General features: G+C 40.6%; 20 protein-coding genes. 8 read left to right on the forward strand and 12 right to left on the reverse strand.

The window, feature by feature from the left end; all coding sequences use genetic code 11:
- Positions 1-778: 778 nt before the first annotated feature.
- The 3 genes from CRI9333_RS24350 (at position 779) to CRI9333_RS28210 (ending at position 2590) form a co-directional block, all read left to right on the forward strand.
- Entirely contained in the window at positions 779-1744 is a 966-nt protein-coding gene (locus CRI9333_RS24350; protein WP_041227128.1) for a tyrosine-type recombinase/integrase, read from the forward strand.
- Positions 1745-1779: 35 nt separating this feature from the next.
- The gene (locus CRI9333_RS24355; RefSeq protein ID WP_015180081.1) at positions 1780-2238 is read left to right on the forward strand and encodes a DUF29 domain-containing protein; all 459 of its coding nucleotides are present in this window, start codon (positions 1780-1782) and stop codon (positions 2236-2238) included.
- A gap of 217 nt (positions 2239-2455) precedes the next feature.
- The gene (locus tag CRI9333_RS28210) at positions 2456-2590 is read left to right on the forward strand and encodes a hypothetical protein (protein WP_269667537.1); all 135 of its coding nucleotides are present in this window, start codon (positions 2456-2458) and stop codon (positions 2588-2590) included.
- A gap of 350 nt (positions 2591-2940) precedes the next feature.
- Here the strand turns inward: CRI9333_RS28210 and CRI9333_RS27960 are convergent, their stop codons facing one another.
- Both CRI9333_RS27960 and CRI9333_RS24365 read right to left on the reverse strand, forming a co-directional pair.
- Entirely contained in the window at positions 2941-4560 is a 1620-nt protein-coding gene (locus CRI9333_RS27960; protein WP_015180082.1) for a hypothetical protein, read from the reverse strand.
- Between the two features lie 180 nt (positions 4561-4740).
- The gene (locus CRI9333_RS24365; RefSeq protein ID WP_015180083.1) at positions 4741-5190 is read right to left on the reverse strand and encodes a hypothetical protein; all 450 of its coding nucleotides are present in this window, start codon (positions 5188-5190) and stop codon (positions 4741-4743) included.
- Positions 5191-5285: 95 nt separating this feature from the next.
- Between CRI9333_RS24365 and CRI9333_RS27965 the strand changes: the two genes are divergently transcribed.
- Positions 5286-6860 carry a DUF6399 domain-containing protein gene (locus CRI9333_RS27965; RefSeq protein WP_015180084.1) on the forward strand — a complete coding sequence of 525 codons (1575 nt, stop codon included), beginning with the start codon at positions 5286-5288 and terminating at the stop codon, positions 6858-6860.
- 168 nt (positions 6861-7028) lie between these two features.
- On the opposite strand, the gene CRI9333_RS24375 is transcribed toward CRI9333_RS27965, so the two are convergent.
- The 4 genes from CRI9333_RS24375 to CRI9333_RS24390 form a co-directional block, all read right to left on the reverse strand.
- Positions 7029-8129 carry a relaxase/mobilization nuclease domain-containing protein gene (locus CRI9333_RS24375; protein ID WP_015180085.1) on the reverse strand — a complete coding sequence of 367 codons (1101 nt, stop codon included), beginning with the start codon at positions 8127-8129 and terminating at the stop codon, positions 7029-7031.
- On the reverse strand, positions 8126-8518 hold the full coding sequence (locus CRI9333_RS24380) for a plasmid mobilization protein (RefSeq protein ID WP_015180086.1): 393 nt from the start codon (positions 8516-8518) through the stop codon (positions 8126-8128). The genes CRI9333_RS24375 and CRI9333_RS24380 overlap by 4 nt, the downstream gene beginning before the upstream one ends.
- Before the next feature lie 367 nt (positions 8519-8885).
- Positions 8886-9836: a ribbon-helix-helix domain-containing protein gene (locus CRI9333_RS24385; RefSeq protein WP_157462510.1), complete on the reverse strand. Its 951-nt coding sequence runs from the start codon at positions 9834-9836 to the stop codon at positions 8886-8888.
- A gap of 103 nt (positions 9837-9939) precedes the next feature.
- The gene (locus CRI9333_RS24390; RefSeq protein ID WP_015180088.1) at positions 9940-10290 is read right to left on the reverse strand and encodes a hypothetical protein; all 351 of its coding nucleotides are present in this window, start codon (positions 10288-10290) and stop codon (positions 9940-9942) included.
- Positions 10291-10831: 541 nt separating this feature from the next.
- Between CRI9333_RS24390 and CRI9333_RS24395 the strand changes: the two genes are divergently transcribed.
- Complete coding sequence (locus CRI9333_RS24395; RefSeq protein ID WP_015180089.1) at positions 10832-11281, forward strand: plasmid mobilization protein; 450 nt, start codon at positions 10832-10834, stop codon at positions 11279-11281.
- Positions 11281-11814 (forward strand): relaxase/mobilization nuclease domain-containing protein, encoded by a 534-nt coding sequence (locus CRI9333_RS24400; protein WP_015180090.1) that lies wholly within the window; start codon positions 11281-11283, stop codon positions 11812-11814. Before CRI9333_RS24395 ends, CRI9333_RS24400 begins: the two co-directional genes overlap by 1 nt.
- A 30-nt stretch (positions 11815-11844) precedes the next feature.
- On the opposite strand, the gene CRI9333_RS24405 is transcribed toward CRI9333_RS24400, so the two are convergent.
- The 6 genes from CRI9333_RS24405 to CRI9333_RS27495 form a co-directional block, all read right to left on the reverse strand.
- The gene (locus CRI9333_RS24405) at positions 11845-12237 is read right to left on the reverse strand and encodes a type II toxin-antitoxin system VapC family toxin (protein ID WP_015180091.1); all 393 of its coding nucleotides are present in this window, start codon (positions 12235-12237) and stop codon (positions 11845-11847) included.
- Positions 12237-12497: a hypothetical protein gene (locus tag CRI9333_RS24410; RefSeq protein ID WP_015180092.1), complete on the reverse strand. Its 261-nt coding sequence runs from the start codon at positions 12495-12497 to the stop codon at positions 12237-12239. The genes CRI9333_RS24405 and CRI9333_RS24410 overlap by 1 nt, the downstream gene beginning before the upstream one ends.
- A 214-nt stretch (positions 12498-12711) precedes the next feature.
- On the reverse strand, positions 12712-12882 hold the full coding sequence (locus CRI9333_RS27140) for a hypothetical protein (protein WP_015180093.1): 171 nt from the start codon (positions 12880-12882) through the stop codon (positions 12712-12714).
- A 213-nt stretch (positions 12883-13095) separates the two neighbouring features.
- Entirely contained in the window at positions 13096-16254 is a 3159-nt protein-coding gene (locus CRI9333_RS24415) for a DUF3987 domain-containing protein (RefSeq protein ID WP_015180094.1), read from the reverse strand.
- Positions 16248-16478, reverse strand: coding sequence for a hypothetical protein (locus CRI9333_RS26335; protein WP_157462511.1), 231 nt, complete (start codon positions 16476-16478; stop codon positions 16248-16250). Before CRI9333_RS26335 ends, CRI9333_RS24415 begins: the two co-directional genes overlap by 7 nt.
- Positions 16479-16689: 211 nt before the next feature.
- A complete protein-coding gene (locus CRI9333_RS27495) occupies positions 16690-16857 on the reverse strand; it encodes a hypothetical protein (RefSeq protein WP_015180096.1) in 168 nt (55 codons plus the stop codon).
- A 223-nt stretch (positions 16858-17080) separates the two neighbouring features.
- Between CRI9333_RS27495 and CRI9333_RS24420 the strand changes: the two genes are divergently transcribed.
- Positions 17081-17299 carry a hypothetical protein gene (locus CRI9333_RS24420; protein ID WP_015180097.1) on the forward strand — a complete coding sequence of 73 codons (219 nt, stop codon included), beginning with the start codon at positions 17081-17083 and terminating at the stop codon, positions 17297-17299.
- Positions 17299-17808 carry a hypothetical protein gene (locus tag CRI9333_RS24425; RefSeq protein WP_015180098.1) on the forward strand — a complete coding sequence of 170 codons (510 nt, stop codon included), beginning with the start codon at positions 17299-17301 and terminating at the stop codon, positions 17806-17808. Before CRI9333_RS24420 ends, CRI9333_RS24425 begins: the two co-directional genes overlap by 1 nt.

Here is a 17808-nt window from a genome sequence, read left to right on the forward strand (position 1 = left end):
AAGAGTAAAATACTAATAACAGACTGATGTAATACTTGTGTAGAAACAGTTGAGCGATCGAGCGTCTCTAATTGATCAAAGTGCAACACTCAATCAAGATGCACTTCTAACTGTTATAAGTGCAACAAGGTAGTTATCAGTTGAAGTGTCAAAAGGCAGTTAGAGATAGCAGTACAACACGGTAATCAGCAAGTGCAGTACAACACGGTAAACAGCAAGTGCAGTATAGCAAGGCAGTTAGAGATAGCGGTGTTACAAGGCAGTCAAAAAGTGCTAAAGTGCAATGCCACAGGGAAAAGAATTTCAACAATCACGGTACTTTTTACGATTGCACTACGCTAGTAGTGCGTTACTACTTACAACACTTAGTAACAGACTAGGTAGACTACGCGCGTCTTGTGCCTATTAGTAAGTGTATAGCACTTCTAACAGACTGGTATAACACTTGTAACAAGTTTGTTAGCAAGGTATGACACTGGTAACAGACTGATAGAAAACCGTTAATTACTCAGTATTGTTTTTGTAAAAGACTGGTATAAGACCTTGTAGAAACAGCTAAGTGCTATCGCACTTTTCTAATGACTACTCAGAAAAACTGCCTTCAGATTGAGCTATAACCGCACTCAAATCAAAATTACGACTAATCATAATAACAGGGAACTAAACAGCCTTTAAAGGCGAATACTTCCTGAACAGCTAACAAATTGTTGCTTGATAGTTATTTAGCCAAGCCCACACGATTAAAATCATGGTTACGCTAAATTTAGTTTTCGTAATCATGGATGATAGTACACTTGTACCCAAATTACCGGATTTACTGATGCTGGCTAACCAAACTCCAGATGTTTTACGCGATTTTGTGGCTGATAAGCGCAGCCCGAAAACTAAGTCGGAATATGTGAAGGATATTAAAGATTTTTTCCAGTTTGTTACTGGTAACAACCCTAGACCTCAACAAGCGGTAGAGTTTCTGGAGTTAGACAGGTTTCAAGCTGTCGCTCTGGTACTAAGATACAAACAAAATTTAATTGAACGTGGACTCAAAGAGGCAACGGTTAACAGGCGCTTGGCGGCTCTCAAGAGCTTGGTAAATTATGCTTTTAAGGTGGGTAAATGCGCTTGGACTCTTGCTGATATTAAATCAGAACGCATTAAACCATATCGCGATACTACGGGGATCAAACCATCGGAGTTTAAGCAAATGCTGGCAGTGAGCGATCGCACCACGAATCGGGGCAAGCGTGATTATGCCATACTCCGGTTACTGTGGGATAATGCACTTAGACGCGGGGAAGTATCATCGCTCTCGATTGGTGACTTAGATTTAGATTCCCGTAGATTATGGATTCTAGGTAAGGGTCGGGGGAGTCAGAAGGAAGCTGTAGCTTTATCAATTCCAACTGTCAATGCTTTGCAGGAATGGTTACAGGCACAAAGGGAGACTGATATTAACAAGCCTCTGTTTATTAGCCTTGACAAAGCATCACCAGGGCATCGTCTCAGCACTACTTCTATTTATAAGATTGTTAATGCGATCGCACAAGACGCTGGTATTACTAAAAAGTTAAGCCCGCACAGGATTAGACATTCATCGGTAACAGCAGCATTAGAAGCGACTAACGGAGATGTGCGGCGGGTGCAAAAGTTATCACGGCATAGTAACTTAAATACTTTGATGATTTATGACGATAACAGATTAAGTCATCAAGGGGAAATTACAGATTTATTAGCTGATTTAGTTTAGGCTGAAAATAGCCCAAATAAAGGCGAGGTTGACCAATGACCACTAACCTAAAACTTACTTCATATCAAGAGCTTTATCATATTGATTATTATAAGTGGCTTGATACGACGGCTCAACTGTTGCGAAATCATCAATTTGATGATGTAGATTTTGATAATTTAATTGAAGAAATTGAGGCAATGAGTGGTAGCCAGCGACGAGAGTTAGAAAACAGACTGAGGGTATTACTCATGCACTTACTCAAGTATAAATATCAGCCTGAAAGACGTTCTAACAGTTGGTTAAATACTATTGATGAACAGCGCAACCAATTAGAACTTTTACTTGAATATAGCCCTAGCCTGAAACCTTTTTACTCTGAAGTTTTTGATAAATGCTATGTTAAAGCACGGCGTAGTGCTGCTAACGAAACTGGACTATCTATTAACACTTTCCCATCAGATTCACCCTTTACCCAAGATGACACCCTTAACCCTGATTGGTTGCCTGAGTAGCAGAGGGAAAAAGTGCGATCGCCCAAGTGGTGCAAAGCATTCCTCGCGCTTCCGAGTAGCAATGTTTATGAGCCTATCAAACAGTCTGTATAGTCCTTACTAACAGGCTTTGAGCTTCGTCAACAGTAAGATATTCCTGTAAAACTTTGCCGAAAAGAATATACGGGAATACAAATAGTCTTAACGGTTTATCAACCTTTTACCAGCAATTGATAGTATGACAAGTGCAGTACAAGGTGCAGCAGTAAATCAATATGCAGTAGAACTGTCAGAAAGTGCAGTGCAGCAGTGCAATTGCAGTAATCAGTTGAAGTGCAGTGCAGTTAGAAACAGTAGTGAAACAGTGCAGTAATTAGTTGTAATAAAACAAGTGAAAAAGACTTTCAACAATCACGGTACTTTTTAGTGAGCGCCACGTTAGTGGTGCTAATCAAACAATTAATTAGTAATCGAATGTGCGATCAGACTATGCACAGTCTAAAGTTTAATGAGAGCCTATCGGCTCTCTGTTAATAGAATAAAAATCTGCTAACGCAGTCAATACAAGGGCATAAAATCTTTTACTTTACAATTTTACAGTTATTTTGATTTTTCACTTCTAACAGAAAGAGCGTGTGCAGTTTAAAATTGTAACAATTAAAATTTGGGATTTAATTCCTTAGAAATTTTTATAGGTAGTAAGTTCCGCGTCATGGAGTGTGGCTATAATTCCATCTGTGATTGTTGCTTTTCCTGGTATTGGGCTATTAATTGCATTTGCTCTATTTCGGCTTGGCGCTCTTGTTCTTGTGCTTGTAAAATTCCATTCCAACCAGCTTCATCCAGTTCTACCTTCTGACTGTTCGGTAAAACGCTCATTACTTCGTTCGCTAGTTCAATACCATCTTCATCGCCTTTAAAACTTACTACAACGTTTTTTCCAAGCTTTTGTAGAGGTTCTATAGGGAGTTGTTCTGCACTTTCAGTAGCGATGTACAGAGTATTGTTTTGACCAAAACTAGGATCTAGAGCGATGCTAGAAATTGTTTCGATTGGGTCACTCGTAATAATGACTTTATTAATAGGTGCGTCACTTAATGAACTTACCCAAAAGTAAGCAGGTTCTCCATTTACTTCCTTCTCAACCTCTGGATCAAGGTTTAAATCTATCCATGTATTTGATTCAGTCTCAGGGTCAAGTACCCACACACCTGTTTCTACATTTTGGGAAGTACGCAAACTGAATACTGCCATGTCTTCATTATTTGCATAGATCCATCCTTCTTCGTGCAGCGCATCGAGTATATCACTTGGTAAGCAGCAATCTTCAATTAAGTACGATCGTAGAGGTTGCCAATTCTCTTCTCTTGGATCAACATTTACTGATTCATCATCATCAGTTTGATCATCATCCTGGTTTAACTCAGTTGGAACAGTTGGAACAGTTGGATGTTGAACAGTTGAGTCAGTTTGATTAGTTGGAATAGTTGGGTCACTTGGAACAGTTAAAGCAGTTTGATGGTTAAGATTTGAGGCATATTCGGGTGCGGTAGCATCATTTAATTGCAACTCATTGGGTGCTTCTTCACCAATGCTAATTTGTTGCTCGGCTTCATGATTAATTTCTAGCTGTTGCCCTGGTGGTAAAAATGCCTGCTTTTGTTCTGGTGTCAGGAGACACTGGCGAGCTTCTTTATCACGGTAAGATTCATAAGCAATTACAGGTTGACCTACTACCTTGATGTACAGTGATTTGGGATTAACCATGTAAGCCATATATTTTTCATCTTTAAATGTAGCTCCCTCAATACATTGAAAATTTTCTGCGGTTTTTTTCAATTCTTCAAAGGCGCAAGTTAAAAAGTTACGTTCCCACTCTGGACGGTGTTGCCATGCAGGGCTTGATTCCCAATTTTTTTGAGCGATTGCCATTGGGCTAGAATCATCTATTTCTTTTTCAAGTTCGCTAATTCCTGCTGCCAAGTCTTCTTTAAGTTCAGATAGCTCTGCTTTACGTCTGCGTCTTGTTCCTTCATGGATTCGGTTAATTTCTTCAAACTGTTGAGAGATGTCTGCTTCACTAATTCCACTTGTTGGGCTTGCTGTTGGCTGACTGTTTCTTGTTGTGCTGTTGTTTCTTCCAGCATCGTGATCCGCTGATTGATTTCCCCCAAGTTGCAATTCAAGGTCTGTATTAGCTTGTTCAACTGTTGACCCAAGCTGGTCAAGCTCTTTTGTAATGTCGATTTGGGAAGATGCTGCTGCTCTACTTTTTGAGCCAGCACCGCTAGGGGCTGTTGCCAATTCTCGCTCTGATTGTTCTGTACGTTTTCTGGCTACCAATCTAAGGCGGGACAGTTTGGGGCGGAGTCAGTAGAGGTAGTAAATGGTAAAAAGCTGCTATGCTCTGTTCGTGATGCTCATTCTTAGATGTAGTATAGGAATAAGAACAAAAAACTAATTTGGAGTAGATTCGCGTTACTCTAACGCGAACAAAATAAGATTTTTCTAATTAAAAGTTAATTATTTGGGTGTACTCTCTGGTGTGGATTCCGGCTGAGATTCAGAATATAAACTCAGCCAACTTTCATAAAGAGAAGATATCGCTCTAGCACAAGCATCAATTTTTCCGCGACGTGCGACAAGCATTACAGCATCAATATGTTCACTGGAACCAGCTTTACCTAAATGTTTGTACTTACTGCGTTTGCTACTATCTATCTTCTGTGGAAAAATCGCTTCTTTAGCTTGCAATTTGTAATACCAATAATAACCTGTACGGCTACGAGCCTTGTAGCGCATGACCCAAACATCAGGTGGAGCGATATTACCTTCTAATTCTAGGTGCTCGATCTCCTGCCTTAATTGAGCAATCGCTTCTTTGATACGAAGAGCACGAGTTGCTAAATCTTGTGATTGTGTGGCTCTAACTTTTGGGGCTAACTTAGAGGTTTTACTAGAGAGGTCGTCCATAAGCTGGGGTAGTAAATATCTCCTTAGTTCGCGTTTATAAAACGCGAATTAATATTAATATATAAACTTATTGTCCTGTGTAGCTGACAAATAACATGAATGTGCGACAGCGTTGCTTTGATATTTCCCAAGCTTGTTGGAATCACGGTCAAAAGTCTCTCCGTAAGATAGCACAGGTTACACAAATTTCTAAAAGTAGTGTACATCGGCATCAACAAGCCATGAAGCGACGTGACCTACATCCAGAATCATATCTATGGGAGATACCAGAAGCTTATCAATGGTTGCGGCTATTAGTGTTTGCTACCCTCTATATTTTTGGGATTCAACAAGGGGTTGGTTGCGAAGCAATTTCTCGTTTTTTTCATATTCTACGATTGCAGAATGTCATCGGAGTTTCTCCCAGTAGCTTGCGCCGTATTGAAGCTCAGATGAGAGAGCAAATTCTCAACTACCAGGTACAGATGCAACAACAGTTGGAAAACCATTCAGCGCCGATTGAAGTCCGTGCGGGGGCTGACGAAACGTTCTTTCCTGAAGTTGTACTGGTATTGATGGATTTGGTTTCCGGCTACATTATTTTAGAAGATTATAGTACCGACCGCCAGTACCTCACTTGGAGCCAAAAAGCTAAGAGTGCGCTCAACAATTTGGGTACGACGGTGATAGTTAAATCTCTGGTCAGTGACCGCGCGAGTGCTTTAATTCAGTTGGCTGTGCATATGGGTTGTCTTTCCATCCCTGACCTGTTTCATGCCATGCGGGGTATTTCCAGAGTAATCGGTTGCCGTTTTGGTAACCGATTAAATCAAATTAAGAAACAGTTACGTACCCTACATAATCAAGCTTTAAACTACTCAGGACATAGCCAATCTATCCCTAAAAAACTAGCACAAAAAATTGCTGTTCTACAAGAGCAATATAACTTTTTATTAACTGGCAAGCTGGCTTACCACAATATATTGCATCAAATTACTTGTGCCGTTCATCCTTTTGCTATTGATGGTAGTGGGTTTCAAACTACAGTCGATGTCGCCACCATTCTTTATCAACAATTACCCCAGTTAGCGACGTTAGGATATACTTACCAAATTCCCAAGTTAGAAACAGCTATATCAACATTTAGCGGTCAAGTTAGTGCGATTGCTGCTGGAATTAACCTGTGGTGGCAATCTGTAGAAGAAAGTTTGCAGTTAGAGCAAGTTTCTCCCGACCTATCTAATTGGTTACTTGGTTATTTTTTACCCCATTTTTATTGGCTCTCAGTCATTAAACAAACTAAAAACCCTGCTTTAAAGGAAATTTATACTCAGGTATCAAGGCATTATTCAAGCCACTTATTGGAACATCCCTTAACCAGTAAAGTCTCTAAGAATGAATGGATACACTGGCGTTCTTGGGCGGAGCAAATGTCGGCTCAATTTCAACGTAGCTCTTCTGCCATTGAGGGACGCAATGGTTATTTATCTCGTATACATCATTGTGGACGCGGAATTTCTTCAAAGCATTTACAGGTGTTGACTGTTATTCATAACTTTGATATCCAACGAGCCGATAAGACCACAGCAGCACAACGTTTATTCAATCAAGAATTTCCCGCTTTATTTGATTGGGTAATCTCACAGATGGGTGACTTACCTTTACCCCGTAAATCTTACCAAATCATCTAGTTTAATTAACTAAATACTGAAATTTCACTTAATCTAATTGGTTTTCTTATTTCAACATTTAGGAATTACTGTTTCTAGCTGTTTGTAGTATTGTACTACACAATCTGGGCGATTGATTTCTCTTTCTTGGCATTTTTCCTGCCCAATCGCATTGTCATCAAGATTCCACTAACTGTCCCGCCTTAGATTGGTAGCCCGTTTTCTACTGTTACTGTTAGTTTGCTCAAGCCTTCTGCTAAAGTCGTCTGTGCTTCTATCGAGTTGGCTAACTGCTGCTGTAAGTTGCTCTGTGTTTCGATTGAGTTGGTTAACTGCTGTTTGAACCAGTTGTTTTCCTGGGTCAAACTGGTGATCTGCTGCTGCTGGTTGGCTAACTGTTGGCTCAACTGTGCGATCGCCTGATTCATTTTGCTGACTTGTTCTGGCAGGTCGAGATTTACTATTATTCGTTCGGCTTTCCCCTTGGCTAATTGTTTCAAAGTCTCGACTTTGGACATAACTAACTCCTAAATATTGTTGCAAACCATTCCAGCTATAGTCTTTCCCAATGTCGCTACCTTGAAAAGCATAAGCACCCATTGAGTATGAAAGACCGCGTACTTTATCGTTTCTAGTAATATTGACCTTGACTTCAACGCCTAACTCTTTCATGCGATCAAGATACTCTGGCATGGTTGGACTGTTTGAAGCAGCTTCTTGTGCTAATTCTGCAATAGTCAATCTGACACTACCTGTGCCTGTTCGTTCAAATTCTTTCAGTTCTGGTGTAGTGGGTGCGCGACGGTGAGTTTCCCAACTAGGCGTTACGGCTTCTAGTTCATAGTCTTGTTCTATTTTTCTAATAACAGCTTGGCTGCGAAAGAAATTATAACTGTCGGGAACCACTTCTCCATCTAAACGGATACGGTTAGCGACAATGTGCAAATGTTCGTGCTTTGTATCGTGATGACGAACCATTAGATATTGATTATCTGTAAATCCCATTTCCTCTAACCAGCGTTGACCAATTTCTACCCACTGGTTATTATTCAGACTTTCATGTGCAATTACCTCTCCCTGATCATCTTCTCTATGAGGTAATGACAATACTGCATGGAGACAAGCGCGATTATTATTAGGTCGTAATCGTGCGATCGCAGCAAACTCTTGGGATAACTGCTGGTAATTAGCACCGCCCATATTGCTGTAAAGAAGTTCTGCATCTTCTTTACCCAAGACGTATTTGCTAGTCGCACCAAAACCGTTACTAATAATCTGTTTGCCGATCACTGTTGGTTATCCTCTCCAGTTTCAACGGTTAACAGTTGCACTTGCACTTCTTTGATTGAAACTTGCAACCCATCTATAAGTCTTGACAGTTTCAACTCATCAACATTGACATCCTGCTCCATCAATACTGCTCTGTTTACTGCTGCTACTAATTGATTGAGGTTGTTACCAATGCTTGATAGTTCTCGATAAGTTTGAATGTTAACTGCTGGTGGTGGGGCAGGTTCAATTACCTTTCTGCCCAGTGCTGCTCTACGAATATATTCACTAACGCTAGTGTGGGCGCGATATGCTTTTTCTCTGAGTTGGTCGCATTCGTCAGCAGCGAACCGCACCGACCAGGCGATCGTTCGTACTGCACCATCAGATCTTTTAGCTTTTACTCCCACGTGCGTTTCTCCCTTTCTTGGGGTTTCTAAGGGGTCTCCCCTTAGCCAGCAGCGCCCCCAACAACTCTGTTTAGCACTACAATTCCGTATAGGGGGCGCATGGCTGGCTAAGGATAAAACAGCCTAAACCTTGTTATCAGTCTGCTTCCTCTGGGGCTACCAATCGTCTGTCATTGGGTATAGTTTTAGCAGTACGGGTACAGGTCAAGCTGTACTACCGTTAGCACCGTTAACGTTTTTCAATCGAGCGATCGCTTAGTAATTTCCAAATAGTTTGAGTATTAATACTGTTAAATATATCTAGCGTTAACGATGCTAACGCTAGATGTTTCAAAGAACGTTAACGATGCTAACGGCTAGTGGGCAACTACTCTTCTGGTGGATACCACCGTCCTAGCTTGCCGCCTGGTCGTACTCGGTATTCCCAACCAGTCCGCTCTGCTAGATACTCTTGGGGAGATAGACCAGCTTTTTTAGCCTTACCTGCTAAACTTCCAGGGTTGATACCAGAACGTATGCACAGTTCAGTCTGGGTAAGACCTCCAAGAAACTTATTGTCAGAAACTGGCTCAATCAATCTCTCTATTGGTGGTTGCTGTTTAATATTATCTATTTGATGGTTAAGGTTAGCTATAGTATTTTTTTGGTTGGCTATAGTATTTTTCAGGTTGGCTATAGTATTTTTAAGCTCAGTATTTTCTTTAATAATAGTTTGATTAATCTTAGCAGTTTCTTTAATTGGGGCTTGATCAATCTCTATAACTTGCTCATTTTTTTTGATTAACTCTGGACTTCCTCCAGTATCAACTAGCGTCAGATTCTCAGTGGGAGGTTGCTGTTGGATATTATTTATTTGATCACTAAGGTTATTTAGTTGATGGCTAAGGTTGGCTATAGTATTGTTTAGGTTGGCTATAATATTTTTAAGCTCAGTGTTTTCTTTAAAAATAGTTTGATTAATCTCAGAATTTTTTTTAATGAGGATTTGATTAGTCTTAGTATTCTCTTTAATAATGGTTTGATTAATCTCTATAACTTGCTCAAGTTTATTGAGTAACTTTGAACTTATTCCAGTCTCAACAGTTTCAACAGTACCGTTATCGTTGAATCCATCTAACTTTCTTTCTAGAGTAGTAACACGGTCAACTATTTTATCTATCGGTTTTTCGAGATAGCGTCCGATGGCTTCTGTTATCAATTCAGTTTGACTACAGCCTATATTAATAGCCAACTCTTTAAGTTCTTCTGCCCAAGCTGGGGGAATCCTGGCTCCAATATTTACTTTTGGTAGATCAAATTCATCATTCATAAGATTCATAAGTTTTGGTTGGAACTGCAAGCGTTAGCAACGTTAACGTCATCAAGTTAATAAAGCTGAATCATCAACCGAGAATACTGTGATTAATCTACTCAACTACTAATTATGACTCTTCCTCATCTGCTTCTGTGTCTGACTCCATCGGCAAATCTGACTCTGCTGGTGTGTCTGGTTGATTCTTACTCTTTTTACCAGAGGTTTTATTACTTCGGCTATCTGCCATATAAGTTTTGATGGTAGTGGCTGCTACTTCCACTCCTTCTAGTTTAAAAGTCTCTGCTATTTCTTCATAACTGTAGCCAGCTTCTAACACTTCTTCTATTTTAGATTTGACGCTTAAAATAAAATCCCGCAAGGTTACGTCTTTAGGCTTGTCAACTTTGGCTTGCAGTCGCTCGACAATCTTCTGGCGTTTTTTGTCAGAATCTTTAATCCTTTGCTGCTTTCTTGGCATTGTTCCAGTCTTGAAACTACTACACTCATCTATTTAAGGATCAGTTTACCTCACTATTAGTATCAACTTTCTTCAGAAAGATTCAGTTGGATATCAGACAGTCGGTTAAAACTGCTAACTTCATGTAAGCCAACAGTCAGCGAGAGGAAGATTTTGGCAACTGACTTGACAGGAGCATATTAGCTTTTTCACTTTGTACAGTCTAGTTCCAGCAGTTGGAAATCAGAACCTCCTGCACTATGCCAGCTACAGTCACCAATTAAAACGCTACAGCTTGCACTGTTGGTACAGTTGATGTCTAAATTTAAGTCTTATGCCCTTTGTTAGTAGCTAGTTGTTAGATTTACTATTGTCTATATGTAGTGTAATGCGTTAATTATAGTTTTTGTTAAAATAGGTAAAACGCTAAAAGCTCCTGTTAAGGAGCTACGTCAATCAAACTTTGGTTAGTTTAGCTTGGTACTGTCAGCAGTAAATATGCAAATAGCTCACCTGCATTCATACCTTCAGACAATCTGATATCTAACTACTGGTTACACCTATGTCTACAGCTAATCCGCTCTCACAACTTAGAGATGCTATCAAGGCTCAGTTAGCAGGAGTCAACATAATTCCAGATCCAAGCAGGGATATTACAATTACGTTCCGTGTAAGTCATGCTGAGAAACTGCGGTTAGAGTCTAGGTGTGAGGGAATATTGCAGAGTGATTATATCAGGGCTAGACTGTTTGACTATGCACTACCAAGACGTAAAACTGTGATGCCTGTTGCTAATCGGGAGGTGCGTTATCACTTAAAACAGATAGCAGCTAATATTAATCAGCAGAGTTTAGATATTAATCAAGCTGTTAAACAAGGCTTACAGCCACTTAATAAAGATGTTAAAGCGTACAGTCAGAAGTTAAAAGCTGTTGAAGTGTTAATAAAGGAACTACGCAAACAGCTTGATTTGACGACATTGAGTAGTGATAGTCAAGATGATGCTAAGTGATGATTGGGAGAATCTATACCAGTAAATCTTTTAGAGCGACTGTTGGGAATGTGTTGGAAAAAACAGGGGCGCTTGTTATTGGTGGAAATATGTACGGTGATGATGTTGAGTCACTTACATTAGAGTTTATGGTTTCTCGCAATCTAGCTCCTAGTGTGAAGTCTCCTTGTTACCATCTGGTACTGTCAGAACTGCCTACTGATAAATCTGATGAACAATTAGCTCTCCTTGCAGAACGTCATTTTGCTGCTGTGATTGTTTTATCAAGGTTAAAGAGAGATTTATCCAGTGTGGGAGTTGAGAACAAGTTATCAGATAAGGAACTAAATAAACTGATTGATGAGTTTATTGATGATGGTTTAGCTGCTTACGATTACTTTGTTGCTCGTAGTGGTGCAGTTGATCAGTATGAAGTGGATATTGTTGCGAGTCGAATTAATTTTATCAATGGCGTGGCTCTAGCCACGTGGAAGCACTGGGAATATGTTGAGCGTTCTTTGCAACTGCTAGAAAACCGAGTACAGACTGGTTAGGAGTATTAGCAGGTATAACGTTGAGCCTCTTTAGTAAACTACTTTGTCGATATCGGTATGGGTAAAGTCATTACCTTTGAATAACAAAGGCTGATTTGTAGATTTTGCTAAAGCATAGGAAAAACAATCTCCCATATTTAGCTTCGCTGGATGGCGACCTTTACCAAACTTCAAGAATGCTTCACTTGCTAACTGTGCTTGCTCTGCACTGAAAGGGGTAATAGTTATAGAGAGGGCTTCCATCAATAATTTCAATTTTTCTATACCCTGCTCACCATGTTTAGTACCTACAACTATAGATGCTTCAACATAGCTTGGAGAAGAAAGCAGACAATCCTCACTCTCATTAATTAGCTCAAGAAATATTAATTCTTCAGGTTCAGCATAGATAATTGCCATGAGAACTGAAGTATCAATAACCATTACTCTGGGATTCCAAAGTCGTTATAGCCAATAATTTCATCAGGGGTTCTGTGATCCAGTGTTGGTAAATTTCTAATATCCTTACAGATATTGCGAACAGCATTAATATCAATCTTTTTCCCCTTTATATTCTGACTATCTTGAGCCGGAAGTTGATACAACAGTGTTCCTTTTATCTCCACACCTGCAAGGCTCGGAGGCATTTTCAAGTAGATAAAACCATTCTCGTCTACACGGGCATCAATGTTGATTTGCTGCATTTTTTGAGTGTTCTCTCTATCCCTACCTTATTTATTTTAGTTTTTCCATAGTAGTTTTTGGAGTGGCAACAAAGAGTGAAAACTCTTGACACTACAAAAATAAATGGTTATAAAAAGTTTTAACCCTAACTAGAGATTGCTTGAACGTACTGGTTGTACTGGTAGTTTGGCTGGTGAGAATTGTTAGAGCATTAAATCTTCAACAACCGTATTTTTAATTTTGAGTAAACACCGCGATCGCGGTGTTGGGATACGATTTGTAACCTTGCTCAAAATACTCATTGTTGTGAAAAGGTGCATGATCGGCAATGTTACAACCTTTGAGATCACCAAGCTCACTATAAATATTGGAAGTGGCTACTCGATATTGGCGAATACAGTCCATAATGCAATATATTTGGCAATACCTTTTTTTGACACACCCTTCACAATCGGGATTGTACATGAGGAAAACCAAAACAGATCCAAATGTGCTGTATCAAATAAAGGTATTGCCGATCGCGCCTCCAGTTTTACACGACTGTTTAGGGTGCAGAAAATAAGTAGCTAGAAAGTAGGCGCGTCTGTAATACGGGCAGCGCAAATCGTTTTCGCACTTTCAGAGTTTTGAGCCAATGCGAGTAAATCTTTTATTAAGCTCAGATTCACTGAGGTAGACAACACCAATCTTGTCACCAAAATCGACACCACATATAAAGTCACTGCCTTGCTGATATCGCTCAACTACAACGCCTTCCTTTTTAGAATCCTTCACCTTGTCGCCTACTTGAATGCCTGATTCTTGTAGAGGAAGCGCCATCTGTTGTACCAGTGGCAGATTGCTTGTAGGGAGAATGGTATCCGTACCATCTGAAAACTGTACTACCCAATACCCCTCGGTTTTTGCTGCTCTTAAGATTTGCGCGATTTGATTGTGTTTTGGAGATTGTGGGCAATTAATCATTACGCTCGATCCAATTTTCAAATCAATTTTTATTTCAGTAGTAGCTCCAGTAGTCTCAGTAGTAAGCTCAGTAGTCGCTTCAGTAGTAGCATGACTACTGCTGGAATCTTCTACTGGTATAGCGAATACGCTTTCAGTAGTCTCAGTAGTCTCAGTAGTCAAATTTTCAATTCTTTCTTCTACTGGCTCAACTACTAATTGTGCTTGCAGTAAATCATTTTGCCCGTCAAGCTGATCAACTGAAGCAAAAGGCGAAATTTGACTACTGAGACTACTGGAATTTTGTAACTCTTGCAATATATGGGTTTGAGTAGGTTTTTGGCTGACTACTGGACTGACTACTGAGTGACTACTGGTGACTACTGGGAGACTACTGGAAGTTGAAATACTACTAAATTCAACTAGCCGACCTTTTCCTTCAACATTTCCCAATCCCATTGCAGCTAACTCGTTAAACCAAATTTTTACAACTTCCGCTTTGGGGCGCTTGCTGTGAGGAAAAGTTAGAGAGATTTCTTTAGGTGTAACTGCTCTCTGTTTGCGCTCGCACAGTTGTATAATTTTGGCTAAGTGTGGCGCGAGGGAACCGGATGAAAACTCACTGTACATAGCCTGTACTTGATGACAGTAGAATTTAGCCAGCCTTACAGCTTTTTTGATGATGTCGAGGGGTATAACCTCAGATGGTGTCCGCCCGTTCATCAGTTCATGGATTACGTGCAGATTGATTGCCAGCTTGCCGATACGTCCCTCTGTCTTACCCCAAACTGTTCTCATACCTGGGTTTGGGTCATTAACTCGTTTCTGTTCTAGCTTGTTATACTGCCCTCTAAAATATTGGAAAGCTTCAGGGCTGAGTCGGTAAGTAGTAGCTGGTAGTTTATCAATATTTTCGTAGAGACGAGCCAACATCAGATGTAGGTCAATATCTCCGCCGTCGTCCGGCATTTCTGAAGCGGCTAACGGCTGATTAACAAAGATGAACCTTGCCCATTTACCATTGCCATCGGAACAATCCTGCATCATTTTTTGGATTGTTAATGGCTGGATTGTCCCAACGATGCCTAGTAGTAATCCCTCTAAATCTGCTCTCATCCCATCGGCACGTAAAACACTGCTGCCCGTGCCATCGTAAAAACTCAACATATCCTCTTCATCACTACCACGTCCATTGCGGTAGGCATTAGCAGATTTAAATAATCCAGCTAACTCGTCAACATTGGCTAAAATGCCTTGTTCTGGGTACGCAGTAACTTGATTAACCAGCCCTTCATTAGTGCTACTTGAATAGTAGTAGCGTTTCATTACAGGTTTTTGTGGTTTGCCCTCTGGGAAGCGATCGCGTCTTTCATCTCCTTTGAGTCTGTCCCACTCAGAGCAATCTAATTCGTATTGTTTTTTAGATGAGTTATACTCCTCTCTAGCTTTTCCTTGTAAAATTCCCAAAGGCTCAGATACCATTGCTTTAACAATTGGTGATTTTTTCTGGGAAGATTCGGCAACAATTCCAGCGAATAAGTTGGGCGTAACCTTGAACCCCATACCATTATGAAGTACTATTTTAGTACCTACTTTATGCAGTGTTGAAACAGCAGTTAGCAAACAAGTTAGATAGCCTTCAGGACGTAAAGAAAGCCAACTCGCTAATTTGGTAATGGGATTTGCTAAGTCAGTTGGCAGGATTTTTTCAAGTTCTACAGTGGAAGAAGAAGCTAATAGTAAAACATCTAATTCGTCCGCGACTTCCTTTCTGCTCTCAAAAAGTTCACACTCTTTGAGTTTGGCTTTGTAAATCTTCTCAATAACACTTGAACTGTGAGGAGAATTTGCAGCTAGATTAGCAAGCTGCAATTCTAATTGGCTGCCAGACAATCCCTCACTGATAAATTGATTAATTTTTTGATCGATTTCTTCATTAGTGTAGATTTCCCGTGTAGCTGTGGGATGAGAAATAACATTGCTGTTGCTGTTATCGTTTGGTTGAAACTGCTTTAACTCTCGCTTGGCTCCTACAGCGTTCATAATATCTTTTTCAGTTGCTTTGTCATTGATAATCCAGTCAGCTAAATCACTCCCACTATTTTTAGGTATGTGTTCCCATAGTGGAGAATCTGGGAAGCAGTAGCACCATTGAGCATCAGGGAAATCTTGATTAATATCTTCCATGTGTTCAAGCCCACATTCATCACGGTCTGGGCTAATTACCAATGATGCGCCTACTAAATCTTGTGAGTAGTCGCCATAAGTGCGATATTTTTTAGAACCGCCTAGTGTTGTCGTTGCTGCAATTCCCAATTCCCATAGAGCATCGGCTACGCCCTCACCTTCAACCATAAAAATAGGTTGTCCGTTGGCGATCGCAGATCGAACTTGCTGGTATTTATAAATGGGGACTGCTTTTTTAACTTCTTCAGTTAGCCCACTCACCCATTTTTGACCATCCCAGTGAGACTGGTAGAACTGCTTGCGACCTTGCCCATCGTCTACGCGGGTAACTTTAATTAATCGGTTGCCGTTGCGATCGTCGTAGAAGTATTCCTTCCTTGATTTGGCGCGGATTTCCTTTCTCTCTTGTCTCTCTCTCGTGTCTAGGCGATACTGTCCCCAACCCCGATCCTTAGTAGCTCCGTTATATTTCCAAAGTAAAAGGTGGGTTGAATTGTTTAAACCGATAGGTTCACCGTCTATATGTGTATGGCACAGCGCCTCGGTTTCAGAAAACTTGCAGTCGCCATCTTTGGTGCGATCGCAGATAGGGCAGGGGTGATTTTTACCTGATTGATAAGGAAGTCTTTGTTTGAAGTTGGCTACCATGCTGCACCTCCAATAAAAGAAGAAGGTGTGCAGTTGATATGAAGAAGCTGGGAGAATATTATAGATGACGATAATCCAAGAGCATCAGTCTTTTGAATTAATTCGTCGCCACTTAATAGAGTAATACGCTCTGTAGTATGTGGTTGAATCGGTCTGACATCAGTTAACATAATTTTATATACCATCCTTATTTTTTGGATGGCGATAGGTGGATACCCGCTCACTGTCGGCAAAACTTAGAGACGGGAAAAAGATTTAAGCTCCTGGCTGGTTAACTAGCTGGGAGTTCACCCTTTTTAAGGGCTGAGATCTTGGGAATTTCTCACTCCAAAAAAATGCTTGTTTATTGAATTATTGTGGTCAGATGCCACGCAGTCTGCAATTATTAACAATTGCTTTACAGTTTTCAATTCGCCATCCATTATGAGATCGCCATTAATCTCTACTATCTAGTGGCGGTATTGTTTTATCTACAATTTCTTCTAACAGTTGTCCCATAGTTACACCACGACGCACAGCCTCAAGCCGCAGTCGCGTCCTAGTGGACTCTTCCACCTCCACATGAAGAACTACTTTTTTACCTTTATTTGTCATTACCAGCATGGTTAATCCTTTGCTATCAAGATTAGCAGTTAACCTTGCTTTTTTTAGTTATATACTAATATTAGCGTCCTAAGCCAGCTTTAAACACTTAGGGAGCTAAACTTCCTAAGCCAGCCCTTCGCTTTCCACGGGTCGGGGCTGGCAATGACTCCCATTAGCAAATAGGAGACAAATTTAATGATGAACGAAAAAAGCTCACAGCGATCGCACAAAGGAGGGAATTATGAATGATTCCTCATCCAGTGATGGCGCTACCTCTGTGCTGTTCCCTCTATTCCTGTGCAGCATCGGTTTGAACGTTCTGCAACACGCCTGGAACAGTAACCAGCTTGCAATTCTCCAGCAAGCTGACAACTTACAGCAGCAGAAAATCGCACAGCTTCAAACCGATAAAGATGTCTGTGCTGGTAAGCTTGCAGGCTTTATCGAGGGGCGGCGCTAATGAGCAACGAAGTATACACAACTGCTCAAGCTGCGGAGTTTTTGGGGATTTCTACCAATAATTTAAGGGTTTGGAAGTCCCGCAAATCTGACCAATTAATCGAAGGTACTCACTGGGTAACTGGTGATAATAATCAGGTTTTCTGGACACCGATAGGGCTTGAGGTATTACAGCAAATCAAAGGCGCAACAGCCTGTAATGCCGACATTACAGACGATGTAATAGACCCATTACAAGAGACTGTTACACAGCCATTACATCAGTCGGATGTAGACCCATTACGGCGTTACAGCAGCTTAATCAATGCCGTAGCTGATGCCATTACACCAGGGCTAATGCAGCGCATAGATAACGCAGTTACGGGTCGGGTTAAAACGGCGATCGCCACTCCTATGTCACCTACTGAGTGCGTAACCCTGCTGACTGAGTTGGGTTTAAAACCTTGTAACCCAGAACTGCTTCTAAGTGGCAATCAACCAAATTTACTAACTGAATCTAAGGAGAACTAA

It is taken from the genome of Crinalium epipsammum PCC 9333, from assembly GCF_000317495.1.
Lineage (GTDB): Bacteria > Cyanobacteriota > Cyanobacteriia > Cyanobacteriales > PCC-9333 > Crinalium > Crinalium epipsammum.

Excerpts from the sequence above, each read along its gene's own strand:
- CRI9333_RS28210 (WP_269667537.1), top strand. The coding sequence starts at position 2,456 with ATGACAAGTGCAGTACAAGGTGCAGCAGTAAATCAATATGCAGTAGAA.
- CRI9333_RS24355 (WP_015180081.1), top strand. The coding sequence starts at position 1,780 with ATGACCACTAACCTAAAACTTACTTCATATCAAGAGCTTTATCATATT.
- CRI9333_RS24350 (WP_041227128.1), top strand. The coding sequence starts at position 779 with ATGGATGATAGTACACTTGTACCCAAATTACCGGATTTACTGATGCTG.
- CRI9333_RS27965 (WP_015180084.1), top strand. The coding sequence starts at position 5,286 with ATGAATGTGCGACAGCGTTGCTTTGATATTTCCCAAGCTTGTTGGAAT.
- CRI9333_RS24400 (WP_015180090.1), top strand. The coding sequence starts at position 11,281 with ATGATTGGGAGAATCTATACCAGTAAATCTTTTAGAGCGACTGTTGGG.
- CRI9333_RS24410 (WP_015180092.1), bottom strand. The coding sequence starts at position 12,497 with ATGCAGCAAATCAACATTGATGCCCGTGTAGACGAGAATGGTTTTATC.
- CRI9333_RS24405 (WP_015180091.1), bottom strand. The coding sequence starts at position 12,237 with ATGGTTATTGATACTTCAGTTCTCATGGCAATTATCTATGCTGAACCT.
- CRI9333_RS24390 (WP_015180088.1), bottom strand. The coding sequence starts at position 10,290 with ATGCCAAGAAAGCAGCAAAGGATTAAAGATTCTGACAAAAAACGCCAG.
- CRI9333_RS24415 (WP_015180094.1), bottom strand. The coding sequence starts at position 16,254 with ATGGTAGCCAACTTCAAACAAAGACTTCCTTATCAATCAGGTAAAAAT.
- CRI9333_RS24425 (WP_015180098.1), top strand. The coding sequence starts at position 17,299 with ATGAGCAACGAAGTATACACAACTGCTCAAGCTGCGGAGTTTTTGGGG.
- CRI9333_RS24365 (WP_015180083.1), bottom strand. The coding sequence starts at position 5,190 with ATGGACGACCTCTCTAGTAAAACCTCTAAGTTAGCCCCAAAAGTTAGA.
- CRI9333_RS27140 (WP_015180093.1), bottom strand. The coding sequence starts at position 12,882 with ATGGACTGTATTCGCCAATATCGAGTAGCCACTTCCAATATTTATAGT.
- CRI9333_RS24385 (WP_157462510.1), bottom strand. The coding sequence starts at position 9,836 with ATGAATCTTATGAATGATGAATTTGATCTACCAAAAGTAAATATTGGA.
- CRI9333_RS27495 (WP_015180096.1), bottom strand. The coding sequence starts at position 16,857 with ATGCTGGTAATGACAAATAAAGGTAAAAAAGTAGTTCTTCATGTGGAG.
- CRI9333_RS24420 (WP_015180097.1), top strand. The coding sequence starts at position 17,081 with ATGAATGATTCCTCATCCAGTGATGGCGCTACCTCTGTGCTGTTCCCT.
- CRI9333_RS24395 (WP_015180089.1), top strand. The coding sequence starts at position 10,832 with ATGTCTACAGCTAATCCGCTCTCACAACTTAGAGATGCTATCAAGGCT.